A 14952-nucleotide genomic window follows, 5' to 3' on the forward strand; every position below is an offset into this window, starting at 1 on the left:
TTTGCACAATTAATGGAATACAACGTTCACACCTTGCCTAATGGCATCCGCATACTTCATGTACCATCTGCATCAGCAATATCTCATGCCTGTATTATTATTAATAGTGGCTCCAGAGATGAGAACGATGAAAATCCAGGACTGGCCCATTTTATTGAGCACCTGATTTTTAAGCGTACCGAAAAGCGCAGTACAAATCAAATATTAAATAGACTTGAAAGTGTTGGCGCAGACTTAAATGCCTATACCACAAAAGAGTATACATGCATCCATGCTTCATTTCTAAACCCCTATCTGGACAGAACCCTGGAGCTTTTTAACGATATCGTTTTTCATTCTACATTTCCTGAAGATGAAATGGATAAAGAGAAAAGTGTGATACTGGATGAAATAGCCTCCTACCTCGATCAGCCTGAAGAAGCTATTTATGACGATTTTGAGGATTTGGTATTTTCGGGACACGCACTTGGACGCAATATACTGGGGACAACAGAAAGCGTAAGCAAAATCACTCAGAAAGACATTCATCAGTTTATAAAAGAAAACTATCATACAGATAAGATGGTAATTGCGGTATTGGGCAATTATTCTTTAAATAAGGTTGTAAAAGTTGGCGCAAAACACTATTCGGAAATCCCGGCTAACCTGCATACATCAACCAGAGAAACCCCATTAAAGGCTCCTGTTGTTACTAAAACATTCAATAAGCCAATCCAGCAAGCCCATGCAATGCTAGGCTCTCAGGCTTACTCTTTACATCACCCTTATAAAACAGGTCTGTTATTATTAAACAACCTTCTTGGGGGCAATGGAATGAGCTCTATCCTGAACCTTCAAATCAGAGAAAAGTATGGAATTGCCTATACCATTGAATCTGGCTATAGTCCATTAAGTGATACAGGTATTTTTACCCTTTATTTTGGCACTGATAAGGAAAAAGTAAATAAGGCAAGTGCGCTTATTTTTAAAGAACTGAAAAAGCTTCGCGATAATCACTTCAGCGAAGTACAACTCCAAAAAGCTAAGAATAAATTCATCGGACAGATTGCCCTGGGCGAAGAAAACCGAATCGGACTCATTATTTCTATGGCCAAAAGCCTTATCGACTACGATAAAATAGATGATCTCGAAACCGTTTTCAGCAAGATACAGGCAGTATCAACAACAGATATTGGTAATATTACCAATGAAATATTAGATGAAAGTAATCTTAGTGCGCTAACTTTTTATCCTTTAGGGTAATATTTGTATTTTTGCAGAATGAAGTTACCCATTGTAGCATACGGAGATCCGGTTTTGAAAAAAGTATGCGCTCCAATTGATGAGACATACCCGGATTTGGCACAGCTAATCACCAATATGTTCGACACCATGTATAATGCAAGCGGTGTTGGCTTGGCAGCCCCTCAGATTGGGTTACCAATACGCCTGTTTATTGTGGATACTGGCGCCGATGAAAAAGATAAAAACCGTTTTAAAAAGGTATTTATCAATGCTGAAATTCTGGAAGAAACCGGAGAACCATGGGCTTTTAATGAAGGATGCTTAAGTATTCCTGACATCAGAGAAGATGTGACCCGTAAACCAAATGTTCTTATTGAATATTATGATGAGAACTGGGAGCTTCATACCGAAGAATTTACAGGTATGCCTGCTCGTGTTATTCAACACGAATACGACCATATAGAAGGCACTTTATTTACAGATAAATTAGGATTATTGCGTAAAAGAATGCTTCAAAGTAAGTTAGATGCAATTTCTAAAGGCAATATAAAGGCCGATTATAAGATGCGTTTCCCTAATCAACACAAAGGTAAAAAGCGCTAATTATCGGCGCTTCTACTCTTATCTCCCTTAAAGATAGACTGCATTAGTTTACCCCATGCAAATGGATTAAGCAAAGGATTCGTTTGAACCATGTTCTTGTTTAGCGACCTTTCATGATTTGTCCTGAAATTCGTGCTCTGAATTTCTCCACCATCTCTTGGAAGGGTTTGCATTAAACCAGACAGGCTTTCTTGTGAAAGGTTTTTAGCAGCGATAGCGTAATCATCGTCTGCTATCTTCATAGACATAAAGTCTCTCGTAAATTCCTCCACAGTTGCCCAGGGATAAACCCGAACGGTAGGAAGGTTGATGATCTCAGCTTTCAGCTTAATCATAGCCGTGTACTTAGTATCATTAATTACAGAGGGAACAGCTAAAAGCAAATCTTTATAACCTACTGCAGTATACAAAATCGTATCTCCGGGATGGGCGATAAAAGAAAAGAAGCCCTTATAATTGGCCGCATAACGCTGCTCCTTGTTTGATAAATTTGTAACCGTAACGTAAGGCACAACAGTATTACTATCCACATCGGTAATAATTCCGGAAAATTGGATCAATTTCTTATCCGTAGTTATTTGCTGTGCAAATACCGAGGAAACGAAAAGAAGCAATATTAAGGTGAACGAATACTTCATGTTACAAAATTAGCTGTATTTGGTAAAACGGCTAGTTAAATAGTGTTAAATCGTTTATACTGGCTCAGCTAAATTTATAGCTACTACTGAAGTAATTTGTGGTACTGCCTTCATAATTGCTTGTTCAATGCCCGCTTTCATTGTCATAAAGCTCATTTTGCAGGATCCGCAGTTACCTAATAATTTTAATTTAACTACATTCTCCGGCGTAATCTCTTCAATCGCAACGTCTCCACCATCCGCTATTAAATACGGACGAATGGTCTCTAGTGCCTGCTCTACTTGTTCTGTTAAATTCATTGGTTATATTTTATTAAAGTATAAAAATAGTAAATTTTTAGCAATTAGCAGTTTGTGCATTATTTATAGCTACCTGCTGCGCTACTTTTCCTGCTATTTCTGCGAATGCTCCAGAAAGCACACTCTCTGTATTTAAGGCTATAGGCGCTCCATTATCTCCTGCTTCTGCAATACTTTGTACAATTGGAATTTCACCTAAAAACGGCACATCAAAAGATTTTGCCAATTCTTTACCTCCATCTTTACCAAAAATATAATACTTATTCTCTGGCAATTCTTCAGGTGTAAAATAAGCCATATTTTCGACAACTCCTAAAACAGGAATATTGATGCCCGGCATTTTAAACATAGCTAACCCTTTTCTGGTATCAGCTAAAGCCACCTGCTGAGGAGTGGTAACGATTACAGCCCCGGTAATTGGAAAGCTTTGCGTAATGGTGATGTGGATATCTCCGGTACCCGGAGGAAGATCTACGATCAGGTAATCAAGCTCACCCCAATCGGCATCATTAAACAACTGCTTTACTGCATTCGAAGCCATCGGTCCGCGCCATGGCACTGGCTGATCAGGATCTGCAAAAAAACCTAGCGACAGTAATTTTATACCATACTTTTCAATTGGCAAGATCAGCGTTTTACCGTCTTGCGTTTCCCTCGCACTTGGCTTTGCACCAACCAGATCGAACATTGTAGGCACAGATGGCCCGTAAATATCCGCATCTATCAGGCCAACCTTTGCTCCATCAGCAGCTAAAGACACGGCCAGGTTACTTGCAACAGTCGATTTCCCTACACCACCTTTTCCAGATGAAACCAGAATGATATTTCTAATGTCTTTTAACTGGGTGCTATCCATTGGCTTGGTTACCCTCGAAGTAATATTGATAGTCACCTCTGCCTCCTGGCTAACAAAATGTTTAATCGAGTTAAGGCAGGCATTCTTAAGCATATCCTTCATAGGACATGCAGGAGTCGTCAGTTCTAAGGTAAAACTTACGTTCTTATCTTCTATTTTTAAGTCTTTGATCATGTTCAAAGTCACCAGATCTTTCTTAAGGTCAGGGTCTTCAACATTTCTCAAGGCAGCAAGGACTTGTTCTTGGCTAATAATCATTGTTACAAATTTAACTAAAACTCCCCAAGCATTCATGGCTCTTCGTTACATTATTGCAAATGGGTGAATAATTTTAATTGACTTTAGCGTTTTTAGTGTAATTTTAACACGAAATAAACATTTGTATTTAACGTTTAGCAATAAAAATTTTATTCTACAGCATGCATCTTCCAAAAATTAATATCCCTAAAAAATACATAAAGATAGGAGCGTGGGTTTTAGGCTGTTTTCTAGTGGTTTGCATTACGGTTGGTGCCATTGCTTACAACAAAAGAGAAGCTTTACTAAAGACAATGATGGCCAAAGCAATTGCCAAGGCCGACAAAGACTTTAATCTGAATATTAAAATTGGAACGGCTGGCTTTAGTGGTCTTAGTACCGTTCACATGACCAATATTACAATTGTACCTAAAGATAGAGATACCTTAACCACCATCAATGATCTAACTGTAGGTGTAAAACTGTTTCCCTTAATTGTTGGCAATGTAAAATTATCTGAAGTTACCCTAAATACCGGCAAAATAAATATTGTATTTAAAGATTCACTTAGCAATCTCGACTTCATTCTAAAACGTAAAAAGAAAGATAGTACAGAGAAAAAATCTAAGGTAGATCTTGGTGATTTAGCCCACAACCTACTTAATCAGTTTCTTTATAAAATACCGGACAACATGGAGGTTAAAAACCTGATGTTAGCCGTTAATGATAACGACACCGCCCATTTAAAGTTCTTAACCACCACCGCAACAATAGACGATGGCGACCTAACCTCTACAATACTTGTAAATGATAAAGACGCAACCTGGCATATAAACGGGAAATTAAAGCCGGGGAAAAAACAGCTCGATGTGATGCTGTTTGCAGACAAAGGTCCTGTTCAGCTTCAATATCTTAATGATAAACTGCACGCTAAGTTTAGCTTTGACACCGTCAGAACAGAGATGAAAAATGCAGACTATAGTGGCGATGCTTTCAAAATAGAAGGCTCATGGTCGGTAAAGAACTTACTTATCAATCATCCAAAAATTGCGTCCAATGATATCGTTGTCCCCGATGCAAAGATTAATGCCGATATGCTTATCGGAGAAAACTACCTTGCACTGGATAGCTCTTCAACAATTCTTTTAAAAAATGCGACGATACACCCATACTTAAAATATACACTATCTCCTAACAAGATCTATGAGGTAAAAGTTCGTGCTCCGGAGCAAGATGCCCAGGAGCTTTTCAACTCTTTTCCGCATGGACTATTCGAATCGCTGGAAGGATTAAAAGTGAGCGGGAAGCTTAAGTACGATCTTGACTTTTATCTTGACAGCTCTTTGCCTGATAGTGTTAAGTTTTACTCGGGATTAACACCTGCAAACTTTAAGATCTTAAAATTAGGTAAAACTAATCTGCAGAAAATTAATAAAGACTTTATATACACACCATACGAGCGCGGAAAGCCGATGCGGGATATCATGATAGGCCCTTCCAATCCTAATTACACCCCGCTTTCAGAGGTCTCGAGCAACTTTAAAAATGCAATATTAACCTCCGAAGACCCTTCTTTCTTTACACATAAAGGGTTCGTTCAGGAATCGATTCGCAAATCTTTTGCAGTAAACTTTAAAGAGAAAAGGTTTGTTCGTGGTGGCAGTACCATTTCGATGCAATTGGTTAAGAACATTTTTTTAAGTCGACAAAAAACCCTTGCCCGCAAAGCAGAGGAAATATTAATTGTTTGGCTTATAGAAAACAACCACCTTATTACTAAAAACAGAATGCTAGAAGTCTATTTTAACATTATTGAAATGGGGCAGAATGTTTACGGTATCGGTGAAGCTACAAGACATTATTTTGGAAAAAGACCGTCAGACCTAAATATTGGAGAAGGCATATTCCTTGCAAATATAGTTCCCCGACCTAAAATAGCCTTATATAAGTTCAGAGGTGATGGTGGCCTCAAAGACTATATGTATCCGTACTTTAAATACATCGGGAACATTATGGCCAAAAGAGGGTTAACTCCTCCTGATACCAGCGGTTATGGCTTCTATAACGTACATCTAAGAGAAGGACTACGACAATATTTATTGCCAGACACCACCACCATTGATACAAATGCTTTTGACAATGATGACCCTCTACCTGCAATAGAAACACATGATGCCTCTAAAAATCTGTTTGACCGGTTATTTGGCGGAGAAGCAAAGAAAGATTCTATTTCAAAACCGAATATAACTGTTGATACAGTGAAGAAAACCCGGAAACAACTAAGAGAAGAAAAAAGAGAGCAGCGAAGAAAAGAAAAAGCCCTGGAAGAGGAGCTCGAAAAGCAGAAAAAAGAAAACTAACAGCCGCCCTCTTATTGGTTAATCTCGTAACTATGAACAAAATTCAAATAGAAGATAAAGAATTCGAAATCTTAATTCAAAATGACAATATCGCTAAGCGAACCCGCTTAATCGGCATCCAAATAAATGTAGATTACGAGAATCGTTGCCCTATATTTATTGGCGTTTTGAACGGAAGTTTTTTGTTTATGGCCGATCTTTTAAAAGAGATTACCATATCCTGCGAAGTCGGGTTTATCAAAGTCTCGTCTTATGAGGGCACAGAAAGCAGTGGTAACATCAGGGAGACCTTTGGTTTGCCTAACGACCTAAAGGATAGAGATGTTATTCTGATTGAAGACATTGTTGATACCGGACTTACCCTCAGTTATATACTTGCTGAAGTATATAAACAAAACCCTGCATCTGTTAAAGTTTGTTCCCTTTTATTAAAACCAGCTGCCCTAAAACGCCCAATTGAAGAACTGGAATATGTAGGCTTCGAACTCAGTAATGAATTTGTTGTGGGCTACGGACTAGACTATAATGGTCTCGGAAGAAACCTTACTGATATCTACAGAGCCAAAACTGTTGCTCCTCTTTTACCGTAATCCGATATTTTTTTCCCAATTTTGCACCAAACATATTTCTACAAGAATGACCATACACAAAGAAGGATATACCACTATAGCTGTTTCACTACTCTTCATCTTTATAATTAATGCAGTTGTTGACTATAAATTTGCAGACATTACCTGGTTAAGGTGGTTCATTTATATTTTTTCTTTTGCACTGTTTATTACCGTACTACAGTTCTTCAGAAACCCCAGCCGTAACTTTACAACGGGTGATAATCTGGTAATTTGCCCTGCCGACGGTAAAGTTGTAGTGATCGAAGAAACTCAGGAAGGCGAGTATTTTAAAGACAAAAGATTACAGGTATCCATATTTATGTCGCCTGTAAATGTACATATCAACAGAAACCCTATTTCTGGGGTAGTTAAATTCTTCAAATACCATCCGGGCAAATACCTTGCTGCATGGAACCCGAAATCATCAACAGAAAACGAACGTACAACCGTTGTCGTAGAACACAAAAATGGCACTCCGGTATTATTCAGACAAATTGCAGGCGCACTTGCCCGACGCATTGTTTGGTATGTTAAAGAGGGGGATAATGTTGAGCAGTCTGAACAATTCGGCTTTATTAAATTTGGTTCAAGAGTAGATATATTTTTACCAATTGGCACCAAAGTTAATCTTGAGCTCGATCAGGTCGTAAAAGGCGGTATTACCGTTTTGGCTGAACTTTCTTAAAGAATTTGGTATCCTCATAGTTAGCCGGGAACCCCGTCATCTCTCCTATCGTCGAGATGACGACCAGAACCCTCTTTTATCCCTTATTTTCAATAGCAGGAGCATCCGATACCGACCGTTGTGTTGGGTAAGCGAACTCAGATTTATACCGCTCTACTATTTCAATCAGCTTAAAGTTAATTTCTTCTTTTACCTTAACGTACTGGCTGTGCTCCATATTTATCACCAAATACACAACCTGTACATGTAATGCAAAATCGCCGAAATTATCAAAGGTCGCATACCCGTCTTTTGTATTGGCATTTCCATTTAAATATTCATTAATGGCATTTACAATGTTTTTTACGTCTTCACTCTTCGTTTCATAGGTTAGTCCTATCTGAAAGTTTACCCGTCGGTAATTCCTTAAAGTAACATTTTCCAGTACTCCATCAATCATTGCCCTGTTCGGGATAACAATTGTTGTCTTATCCGGACTTATCAGCCAGGTGCTCCTAAAGCCAACCTTTTCTATCGTTCCCTCAATTCCATCAACCTTAACCACATCCCCTACAGTGAAGGGCTTATCCAGAAATATCGTAAAAGAGCCTATTAAATTCTCTAAACTCTCTTTAGCTGCCAGGGCTATAGCTATACCTCCAATGCCTAATCCCGTAATTAATGTTAGCACGTTGATTTCAAAAACAAAACCCAACAGCACAAAGAAGCCTAAAAAGCAGATTAAAGTTTTTGTTAGCTCTTTTAAAAATGGAATTAACTGATCATCAGCCTTGTTATTGGTTAACGATGCCTTATACTTTAAAACATGCGCTATAAAGTCGATTATCCTTAAAATAATCCAGAATATAGATAGAATGATGAAGAACAAAAATATCTTATCGATACAGTCCCCTATAGTCACCTCAAGCTTAGATTTCGCCTTGTGCCATACGATAACATCTAAAGGATATTTTAATTGATTTACGGCAAGGTAAAATGTACAAAACGTAATGAAAGATTCGATAGGCTTTAAAAGCAGCGATACAAATGTGTCGTCTTTAATATTTTCAGCAAATTTTTTAAATGCTGTAAAAATCAAAAGACTAAACAGACGAGATACCAGTCTTTTAAAAATCAGGCCCAATAAAATGAACCCTCCAAAAAGACAGTATTGCTTTACTGTGTTCCCCCAAAATACCTGATCGAAAATATTAATATCCATAGTTTATACCAATTGTTTTAGTGCGATTTCAAAGGCCGTTCTAGACAAGCCGGTTTTAGCTGTATCGTGCTTATAAACAGCCTTCATTGCTTTATATATTACTTCAGATGCATCGGAAAAAATAGCATCATCACTCATTTCAACATTTCTTTGCATTAAATATGCGAATACTCTGGCCATACCGCAATTAGAAATAAAATCAGGAATCACAGCAACGTGATTATCCGCATGTTCCATAATGCTGCCAAAGAAAATTTCCTTATCCGCAAAAGGTACGTTTGCACCACAGGCAATCACTTCAAGCCCACCAATTATCAACTGATCTACCTCCTCTTGCTTTACCAAACGCGAGGCTGCAGCGGGAACAAATATTTCTGCCCCGATGTCCCATATCTCCTTATTGGCATCTTCAAAAGACAACAACGAAGGAGCTATCAGCGTATTGCCTGTTCTGTTGTTAAACAGACCAATAACTTCCTCGGCAGTAAAGCCATTAGTGTTAATCAGTCCACCAACACGATCAATTATTCCAACAATTTTTACGCCATTTTGAGCCAGATAATATCCTGCCGAAGCAGCAACATTACCCCAACCCTGAATAATTGCTTTTTTCCCTGCCAGCTCACCTCCCCAGATCTTATAAAAATGGCCAATTGATTCTGCTACACCGTAACCTGTAATCATATCAGCTACCTTATATTTTCTTTTAATATCCGGAGTGTAGTTCAAGTCCTCAAGAACCTTTGAAACGCCATAGCGTAACTGACCAATTTGATGAATGCGCTCATTCTCTCTAGCCTGATAATGCCCATTGATCACCCCTTCCTGCGGATGCCATAAGCCATAATCTTCAGTTATAGGGATAACCTCATGAATTTCATCAATATTTAAATCGCCTCCGGTGCCATAATAGCTTTTTAGCAAAGGCATTACAGCCTTATACCACCTTTCAAGAACCTGCGCTTTTCTTGGATCTGCAGGATCGAAATTAATTCCGGACTTAGCTCCGCCTATAGGTGGGCCCGAAACGGTAAATTTCACCTCCATTGTTTTTGCTAAAGACTCAACCTCTCTCTTGTCTAGCCCCTTACGCATTCGGGTACCTCCACCCGCAGCACCGCCGCGTAGTGAATTAATAACTACCCAGCCTTCGGCTTCAGATTCCTTGTCTTTCCACTCAAAAACAATCTCAGGTCGTTTATCCTCAAATTTTTTTAATAGTTCTTTCATCAATGTTCCAGTTAGTTCCAGAATTAAACTGACAACATCGTTATACCTTTAGCGGGTATAATGAGGCATTTAGTTAAATCCGATAAGTTAGTTACAGCAAACTTAGATAAAAGCAACTGTGCATTTACGATACATCATTAAAATAATGATAAATCGTAATAATTTACTCGGAACAGAGTGGTTTCGGGGCAAACAAAAAAACCTCCCCGATACAATCGGGAAGGTTAATATGCTTTTTCTAAAGAAATTAAACTCTTTTAGATTTGATACGAGCTGCTTTACCAGTTAACTCACGTAGATAGAATAATTTCGATCTGCGAACTTTACCGTGACTGTTAACTTCAACTTTAGCGATGTTTGGAGAATTTATCGGGAAGATACGTTCAACACCAACACCATTAGACATTTTACGAACGGTAAACGTTTCATTAGCACCAACGCTATTACGTTGTAATACTACACCTTGGTAAATTTGAATACGTTCTTTATTACCTTCGCGAATTTTATAGTGAACACTCACTGTATCTCCTGATTTGAATGCAGGAAACTCATTTTTTGCGATTACCTGCTCTTCAACAAATTTTACTAAATCCATGATTTTAAGCTATTAAGCCGATTTTTTGTTGTTTAAAATCGGACTGCAATATTAGGAATTTTATTTTAGAAATAAAAGCGATTTTTGTTTTTTTCCACATTCTTTATTATTTCCACATATTCAAAAGCAAATCTACTCATTTTTCAGATAAATAATTAGACCGGTAAAGCGTCTGTAAATAGCATGTATCCAGTACTATTCGCTAGGCGCTAACAGACTCAGAGCTATTATATTCCATTATCAACACGCTTAAGTCCTGACAACAAATTTTTGAGTTGGCCAGCTCCCCTATTTTCATATGAAACATAATCTCAAGTTTTCTTACCATTTCGTAAGGAATATCTGCCTTATCCGTAACTTTTAGCTTCCTGTAATTATGAAAAGTATTAGAAGCAATTCCCAGTTCACGTGGGATAATCCTTAGTGCTGCCTTATAATTTGGTAAGTTTAACTTTCTTATTGCTTCATCAATTTTATATTTTCTTTGTTCTTTCATGATATAATCTTGTCAGTTAGTCAGTTTTTTTGAATTTATTCTACACATCATTCCCTACTTTGCTGTAGTTCAGTATTTATCAGCTCATCAAGCGTTTTACCTCTTATTGGCTTATTCAGCAATCCTCCTGTCTGCAGTTCAAATAATTGCTCAAACAGCACCACAATTTCATGAGGAATATCCTGAGAATCACTAAAAAGAATGTTCCGATAATTATGAAGCGTGTTGAGTGAGATGCTTAAATATTTGGGCAGTTTTCTAATCGCTTCGCGGCGGTGGCCGATCGATCTTTTTAGCAAACACTCGTTAATCTTGTACTTCCTCGGTGCACTGTCGCTGATCTTTACTTTTTTCATACTTACGTTAGTTTAATTTGGTTATACTTATTTTTTGTATTTTTATCAAAAAAATGTAATGCTATTCATAATTTTATAGCATAAATACACCAAATATTTTAAGTGTTAGCCAAATTTATACGAATTTTTTTATGGCATTAAAGCGGATAGTCGATGAGCTACTCAAAGAAAAAGGCAGATCCATGACCTGGCTTGCTGAAAAAATGGACAAAACCTTTGATGGCCTGAAGCTGAGTTTAACCCGGGGATCAATAAAATATAATGACATTATAACCCTTTCAAAGGTCCTTGACGTACCGCCTGCCACGTTTTTTCAAACAACAGTAATACCGTACAGCAACAAAAGCGTAGAAAGCCTTGTAAGCGATCAAAAAGCAGAGTATACCGATCTAAAGAGCAATTTGAAAAATTGCAAAGAGATGCTTACCGCATTAAAAGATCAAATAAAAGATAAGGATAAAATTATTTCGCTCCTGAGCAAAGGAAACTAGTCTTCGAGTAAATCAGGGCGACGTTGTTGTGTTCTGGCCAAAGCCTGATCATGGCGCCATTCATTAATCTTTGCCTCGTGACCGCTTAATAGCACATCAGGAACTTTATGTCCGTTCCAGTCAGCCGGCCTCGTATAAACAGGAGCATCCAGTAGCTCTCCCTGGAAGCTATCAGACAAAGCCGATGTCTCATCATTCAAAACACCAGGAATAAGCCTTACAATGGCATCAACCAAAACTGCTGCAGGAAGCTCTCCTCCCGACAAAACATAATCTCCGATAGAAATCTCACGTGTTACAAATAAATCTCTTACGCGCTGGTCTATGCCCTTGTAATGACCACATAGAATCATAATGTTGCCCTTGCCCGATAATTCATTTGCAATCGTCTGGTTAAAAGTCACCCCATCCGGGCTCATAAAAATTACTTCATCGTAATCACGTTCAGCCTTTAGCCCTTCTATACACCTGGCAAAAGGCTCAATAGACATCACCATGCCGCTACCACCACCATAAGGATAATCATCTACACTTTTTTGCTTGTTCGTGGCATAATCTCTAAGGTTATGAACCACTATCTCAGCAATACCTTTCTTTTGAGCACGTTGCAAAATAGAGTGGGCAAAAGGGCTATCCAAAAGAGCCGGCAAAACAGTTATAATGTCAAAACGCATGGTGCAAAGATAAAATTAAGGATTGATATATATGTCTAATAAGCCTTCGGGCAAATCAACAAGCATAGTGCCTTCATCCTCATCAATCTCAACAATCATATCATCATTCAAAGGAAACAGGATTTCCTTACTTTGATAGGCTACCGTTGCAACAAATTGCTGAGGGTATTCATTTACCTCAATAATTTCGCCAAGCTCCCCATGTGTTTCATCAAAAACAACAAAGCCTTTTAAATCATTATAATGAAAATCTTCATCAGAACGATCTGGCATTTTTGTTAAAGGCAGATATACCTTTTTTCTTAACAGAGGCTGGGCCTTGTCTATATGATCGATGTCGTCAAAATAGAAATTCCCTGTATTATTAGTCTGAAGCTTATAAGACGATACAAAGAAAGGCACCATTTTGCCATTTATATCAGCAAAAATCACATCAAGTTCCAGTAATTCAGGCTCATCATATTCAAAGAACAGCTGAACCTCTCCCTTTAATCCCTTTGTTTTGGTAATGTATCCTATATAAAACGCTTCTTCTATTTTCATTGGTGTATCGTTAATTTTTGGTCTTGTTGTATTCCTACAGTACCATCACCTCAGCTTCCGTCATCTCTCCTATCGTCGAGATGACGGAAATGAAGATCAGCCTTTCATAAAACCTTTAAATAAAAAAATAGCGAAGAAATCATATAAAAGATTCTTCGCTATTATTCAGAATAACAAAAATACTATGCTTCTTCTTCTTTGCTTTCTTCTGTAGCTTCTGCTGCAGGAGTTTCTTCTGCTACCGGAGCTTCTTCAGTTGCAGCTTCAGCTACTGGAGCTTCTTCAACAACTTCTTCTTCTACAACCTCTTCTACCGGTGCATTTTTAATTGCAAGGGCAGCAGCACGGTCAGCATTTTTCTTAGCTTCAGCAGCTAGAGCAGCTTTTCTAACTTCATCTTTAGATTTAGTTAAGCCCTCTTTTTTGCCTTCAATTTTACCGTCTTTAGCGCTTAACCATTCAGCAAATTTAGCTTCCGCTTGTTCTGCAGTTAACGCACCTTTTTTAACACCACCTTCTAAGTGTTTTTTGTATAAAACACCTTTGTAAGAAAGGATAGCACGACAAGTATCCGTAGGTTCAGCACCTTTGTTTACCCAGTCTAAAGTTTTGTCAAAGTTAAGATCGATAGTAGCTGGATTGGTGTTTGGGTTGTATGAACCTAAACGCTCAATGAATTTACCATCTCTTGGTGAGCGGGAATCCGCTACCACAACGTGGAAAAAAGGTTTACCTTTTTTACCGAATCTTTGCAATCTGATTTTAGTTGCCATTTCTCTTTTAGTTTATGTATTCAACATAGTTCCCGGAGCTTCGTGCTTGCGGGGTTGCAAAAGTAAGTAAAATACTAATGATTAACAAGATGCAATAATTTTAAATTCATTTAACATAACTGTCTCCCCAATTAAAGATATTTGGAGCAAACGATATACAAATGAGAATAGCCATAGACATGGACGAGGTTTTAGCCGATCCGATACACAAATTTATACACCTTTATAACCGGGATTACGGAATCCCGCTCGACTTGATTATTGAACCGGGAAATGAAGTTTACCATCATATGCCCGAGCATATTAACAATAAATGGTTCGATTATATTAATGAAAAGGGCTTTTTTAGAGACCTTCCGCTTATTGAAGGAAGTGTAGAAGCTGTAAAAAAATTACAGGAACATCATGATATATATATCGTTTCGGCAGCAACAGAATTTAGAAACTCTCTTGAAGATAAACTTGACTGGCTGGCAGAACATTTTCCTTTTATTACCTGGAGAAACATCATGTTCTGCGGTGATAAAATTGTTGATGTAGATGTAATGATTGATGACAGGGCTAAAAATTTCGCTGGTTTTAAAGGCCGGAAACTATTATTCTCTTCGCCACACAACTTACTGTTAAAAGATTACGAGCGTGTAGATACCTGGCAGCAGGTTCTGGATAAATTACTGTAACAAATCCACAAAATCATCATCAAACCTAAAAACCAATTAAAAGATGCTAATTACAACAACCAATTCAGTAGAAGGCAAAAAAGTAGTTAAATACATAGGCCTTGTAAGTGGCGAAACCATTATCGGTGCCAATATTTTTAAAGATCTTTTTGCCGGAATACGAGACATCGTTGGAGGCAGATCGGGATCGTATGAACAAGTATTAAGAGAAGGTAAAAATACTGCGATTAATGAAATGCAGCAATACGCAGCCGCAATGGGTGCAAATGCCATAATCGGAGTAGATTTAGATTATGAAACAGTAGGTAGCGGCGGCAGCATGTTAATGGTTGCTGCAACAGGAACCGCTGTAGTAATAGAATAATAAACAAAGGCCCTAAAATTTAGGGCCTTTGTTTA

At 38.0% G+C, this 14952-nt stretch carries 19 protein-coding genes; 8 read left to right on the forward strand and 11 right to left on the reverse strand.

Going from position 1 to position 14952, the window contains the following annotated elements:
* Window positions 1-12 precede the first annotated feature (12 nt).
* Window positions 13-1242, forward strand: coding sequence for a M16 family metallopeptidase (locus AC1DDK_RS10420; RefSeq protein ID WP_337717085.1), 1230 nt, complete (start codon window positions 13-15; stop codon window positions 1240-1242).
* 18 nt (window positions 1243-1260) lie between these two features.
* Window positions 1261-1827 (forward strand): peptide deformylase, encoded by a 567-nt coding sequence (def, locus tag AC1DDK_RS10425; protein WP_048908101.1) that lies wholly within the window; start codon window positions 1261-1263, stop codon window positions 1825-1827.
* On the opposite strand, the gene AC1DDK_RS10430 is transcribed toward def, so the two are convergent.
* From AC1DDK_RS10430 to AC1DDK_RS10440, 3 genes are read right to left on the reverse strand one after another with little or no spacing between them, the layout of a single operon-like run.
* Window positions 1824-2465, reverse strand: a complete 642-nt coding sequence (locus tag AC1DDK_RS10430) for a peptidase associated/transthyretin-like domain-containing protein (RefSeq protein ID WP_172662372.1) — start codon at window positions 2463-2465, stop codon at window positions 1824-1826. The two genes, def and AC1DDK_RS10430, sit on opposite strands and share 4 nt — an antisense overlap.
* Window positions 2466-2519: 54 nt before the next feature.
* Window positions 2520-2765, reverse strand: a complete 246-nt coding sequence (locus tag AC1DDK_RS10435) for a NifU family protein (RefSeq protein ID WP_048908103.1) — start codon at window positions 2763-2765, stop codon at window positions 2520-2522.
* A 37-nt stretch (window positions 2766-2802) separates the two neighbouring features.
* Window positions 2803-3879 carry an Mrp/NBP35 family ATP-binding protein gene (locus AC1DDK_RS10440; RefSeq protein WP_172662371.1) on the reverse strand — a complete coding sequence of 359 codons (1077 nt, stop codon included), beginning with the start codon at window positions 3877-3879 and terminating at the stop codon, window positions 2803-2805.
* Window positions 3880-4040: 161 nt separating this feature from the next.
* On the opposite strand from AC1DDK_RS10440, the gene AC1DDK_RS10445 reads away from it, so the two are divergent.
* Genes AC1DDK_RS10445 through AC1DDK_RS10455 form a run of 3 tightly spaced genes read left to right on the forward strand, consistent with a single transcriptional unit; the run spans window position 4041 to window position 7514 of the window.
* Window positions 4041-6218, forward strand: coding sequence for a transglycosylase domain-containing protein (locus AC1DDK_RS10445; protein ID WP_172662370.1), 2178 nt, complete (start codon window positions 4041-4043; stop codon window positions 6216-6218).
* Window positions 6219-6250: 32 nt separating this feature from the next.
* Complete coding sequence (hpt, locus tag AC1DDK_RS10450; protein ID WP_337717084.1) at window positions 6251-6808, forward strand: hypoxanthine phosphoribosyltransferase; 558 nt, start codon at window positions 6251-6253, stop codon at window positions 6806-6808.
* 46 nt (window positions 6809-6854) lie between these two features.
* On the forward strand, window positions 6855-7514 hold the full coding sequence (locus tag AC1DDK_RS10455) for a phosphatidylserine decarboxylase family protein (protein ID WP_172662368.1): 660 nt from the start codon (window positions 6855-6857) through the stop codon (window positions 7512-7514).
* 76 nt (window positions 7515-7590) lie between these two features.
* Here the strand turns inward: AC1DDK_RS10455 and AC1DDK_RS10460 are convergent, their stop codons facing one another.
* The 5 genes from AC1DDK_RS10460 to AC1DDK_RS10480 all read right to left on the reverse strand — a co-directional run bounded on the left by AC1DDK_RS10460 (window position 7591) and on the right by AC1DDK_RS10480 (window position 11392).
* Complete coding sequence (locus AC1DDK_RS10460) at window positions 7591-8715, reverse strand: mechanosensitive ion channel family protein (protein ID WP_288881364.1); 1125 nt, start codon at window positions 8713-8715, stop codon at window positions 7591-7593.
* Window positions 8716-8718: 3 nt separating this feature from the next.
* Complete coding sequence (locus AC1DDK_RS10465) at window positions 8719-9945, reverse strand: Glu/Leu/Phe/Val dehydrogenase dimerization domain-containing protein (RefSeq protein WP_172662366.1); 1227 nt, start codon at window positions 9943-9945, stop codon at window positions 8719-8721.
* Between the two features lie 247 nt (window positions 9946-10192).
* Window positions 10193-10540, reverse strand: a complete 348-nt coding sequence (gene rplS, locus AC1DDK_RS10470; protein ID WP_048908108.1) for a 50S ribosomal protein L19 — start codon at window positions 10538-10540, stop codon at window positions 10193-10195.
* 202 nt (window positions 10541-10742) lie between these two features.
* Window positions 10743-11036: a hypothetical protein gene (locus tag AC1DDK_RS10475; protein ID WP_172662365.1), complete on the reverse strand. Its 294-nt coding sequence runs from the start codon at window positions 11034-11036 to the stop codon at window positions 10743-10745.
* Window positions 11037-11083: 47 nt separating this feature from the next.
* Complete coding sequence (locus tag AC1DDK_RS10480; RefSeq protein ID WP_337717082.1) at window positions 11084-11392, reverse strand: hypothetical protein; 309 nt, start codon at window positions 11390-11392, stop codon at window positions 11084-11086.
* 131 nt (window positions 11393-11523) lie between these two features.
* Here AC1DDK_RS10480 and AC1DDK_RS10485 point away from each other — a divergent pair, with 131 nt between their 5' ends.
* Complete coding sequence (locus AC1DDK_RS10485; RefSeq protein WP_172662363.1) at window positions 11524-11883, forward strand: hypothetical protein; 360 nt, start codon at window positions 11524-11526, stop codon at window positions 11881-11883.
* Here AC1DDK_RS10485 and trmD read toward each other — a convergent pair.
* The 3 genes from trmD to AC1DDK_RS10500 all read right to left on the reverse strand — a co-directional run bounded on the left by trmD (window position 11880) and on the right by AC1DDK_RS10500 (window position 13873).
* On the reverse strand, window positions 11880-12557 hold the full coding sequence (gene trmD, locus AC1DDK_RS10490) for a tRNA (guanosine(37)-N1)-methyltransferase TrmD (RefSeq protein ID WP_172662362.1): 678 nt from the start codon (window positions 12555-12557) through the stop codon (window positions 11880-11882). The genes AC1DDK_RS10485 and trmD overlap by 4 nt on opposite strands.
* Before the next feature lie 15 nt (window positions 12558-12572).
* A complete protein-coding gene (gene rimM / locus AC1DDK_RS10495) occupies window positions 12573-13100 on the reverse strand; it encodes a ribosome maturation factor RimM (RefSeq protein WP_048908112.1) in 528 nt (175 codons plus the stop codon).
* A gap of 182 nt (window positions 13101-13282) precedes the next feature.
* On the reverse strand, window positions 13283-13873 hold the full coding sequence (locus AC1DDK_RS10500) for a 30S ribosomal protein S16 (protein WP_172662361.1): 591 nt from the start codon (window positions 13871-13873) through the stop codon (window positions 13283-13285).
* A 161-nt stretch (window positions 13874-14034) separates the two neighbouring features.
* Between AC1DDK_RS10500 and AC1DDK_RS10505 the strand changes: the two genes are divergently transcribed.
* On the forward strand, window positions 14035-14553 hold the full coding sequence (locus AC1DDK_RS10505; protein ID WP_246269689.1) for a 5' nucleotidase, NT5C type: 519 nt from the start codon (window positions 14035-14037) through the stop codon (window positions 14551-14553).
* A 43-nt stretch (window positions 14554-14596) separates the two neighbouring features.
* Window positions 14597-14917: a YbjQ family protein gene (locus AC1DDK_RS10510; RefSeq protein WP_048908115.1), complete on the forward strand. Its 321-nt coding sequence runs from the start codon at window positions 14597-14599 to the stop codon at window positions 14915-14917.
* The last annotated feature ends 35 nt before the right edge of the window (window positions 14918-14952 follow it).

Source organism: Pedobacter sp. 05T44, assembly GCF_056395985.1.

Coding starts and splice junctions, on each gene's coding strand:
- AC1DDK_RS10420 (WP_337717085.1), top strand. CDS start 13: ATGGAATACAACGTTCACACCTTGCCTAATGGCATCCGCATACTTCAT.
- def (WP_048908101.1), top strand. CDS start 1,261: ATGAAGTTACCCATTGTAGCATACGGAGATCCGGTTTTGAAAAAAGTA.
- AC1DDK_RS10430 (WP_172662372.1), bottom strand. CDS start 2,465: ATGAAGTATTCGTTCACCTTAATATTGCTTCTTTTCGTTTCCTCGGTA.
- AC1DDK_RS10435 (WP_048908103.1), bottom strand. CDS start 2,765: ATGAATTTAACAGAACAAGTAGAGCAGGCACTAGAGACCATTCGTCCG.
- AC1DDK_RS10440 (WP_172662371.1), bottom strand. CDS start 3,879: ATGATTATTAGCCAAGAACAAGTCCTTGCTGCCTTGAGAAATGTTGAA.
- AC1DDK_RS10445 (WP_172662370.1), top strand. CDS start 4,041: ATGCATCTTCCAAAAATTAATATCCCTAAAAAATACATAAAGATAGGA.
- hpt (WP_337717084.1), top strand. CDS start 6,251: ATGAACAAAATTCAAATAGAAGATAAAGAATTCGAAATCTTAATTCAA.
- AC1DDK_RS10455 (WP_172662368.1), top strand. CDS start 6,855: ATGACCATACACAAAGAAGGATATACCACTATAGCTGTTTCACTACTC.
- AC1DDK_RS10460 (WP_288881364.1), bottom strand. CDS start 8,715: ATGGATATTAATATTTTCGATCAGGTATTTTGGGGGAACACAGTAAAG.
- AC1DDK_RS10465 (WP_172662366.1), bottom strand. CDS start 9,945: ATGAAAGAACTATTAAAAAAATTTGAGGATAAACGACCTGAGATTGTT.
- rplS (WP_048908108.1), bottom strand. CDS start 10,540: ATGGATTTAGTAAAATTTGTTGAAGAGCAGGTAATCGCAAAAAATGAG.
- AC1DDK_RS10475 (WP_172662365.1), bottom strand. CDS start 11,036: ATGAAAGAACAAAGAAAATATAAAATTGATGAAGCAATAAGAAAGTTA.
- AC1DDK_RS10480 (WP_337717082.1), bottom strand. CDS start 11,392: ATGAAAAAAGTAAAGATCAGCGACAGTGCACCGAGGAAGTACAAGATT.
- AC1DDK_RS10485 (WP_172662363.1), top strand. CDS start 11,524: ATGGCATTAAAGCGGATAGTCGATGAGCTACTCAAAGAAAAAGGCAGA.
- trmD (WP_172662362.1), bottom strand. CDS start 12,557: ATGCGTTTTGACATTATAACTGTTTTGCCGGCTCTTTTGGATAGCCCT.
- rimM (WP_048908112.1), bottom strand. CDS start 13,100: ATGAAAATAGAAGAAGCGTTTTATATAGGATACATTACCAAAACAAAG.
- AC1DDK_RS10500 (WP_172662361.1), bottom strand. CDS start 13,873: ATGGCAACTAAAATCAGATTGCAAAGATTCGGTAAAAAAGGTAAACCT.
- AC1DDK_RS10505 (WP_246269689.1), top strand. CDS start 14,035: ATGAGAATAGCCATAGACATGGACGAGGTTTTAGCCGATCCGATACAC.
- AC1DDK_RS10510 (WP_048908115.1), top strand. CDS start 14,597: ATGCTAATTACAACAACCAATTCAGTAGAAGGCAAAAAAGTAGTTAAA.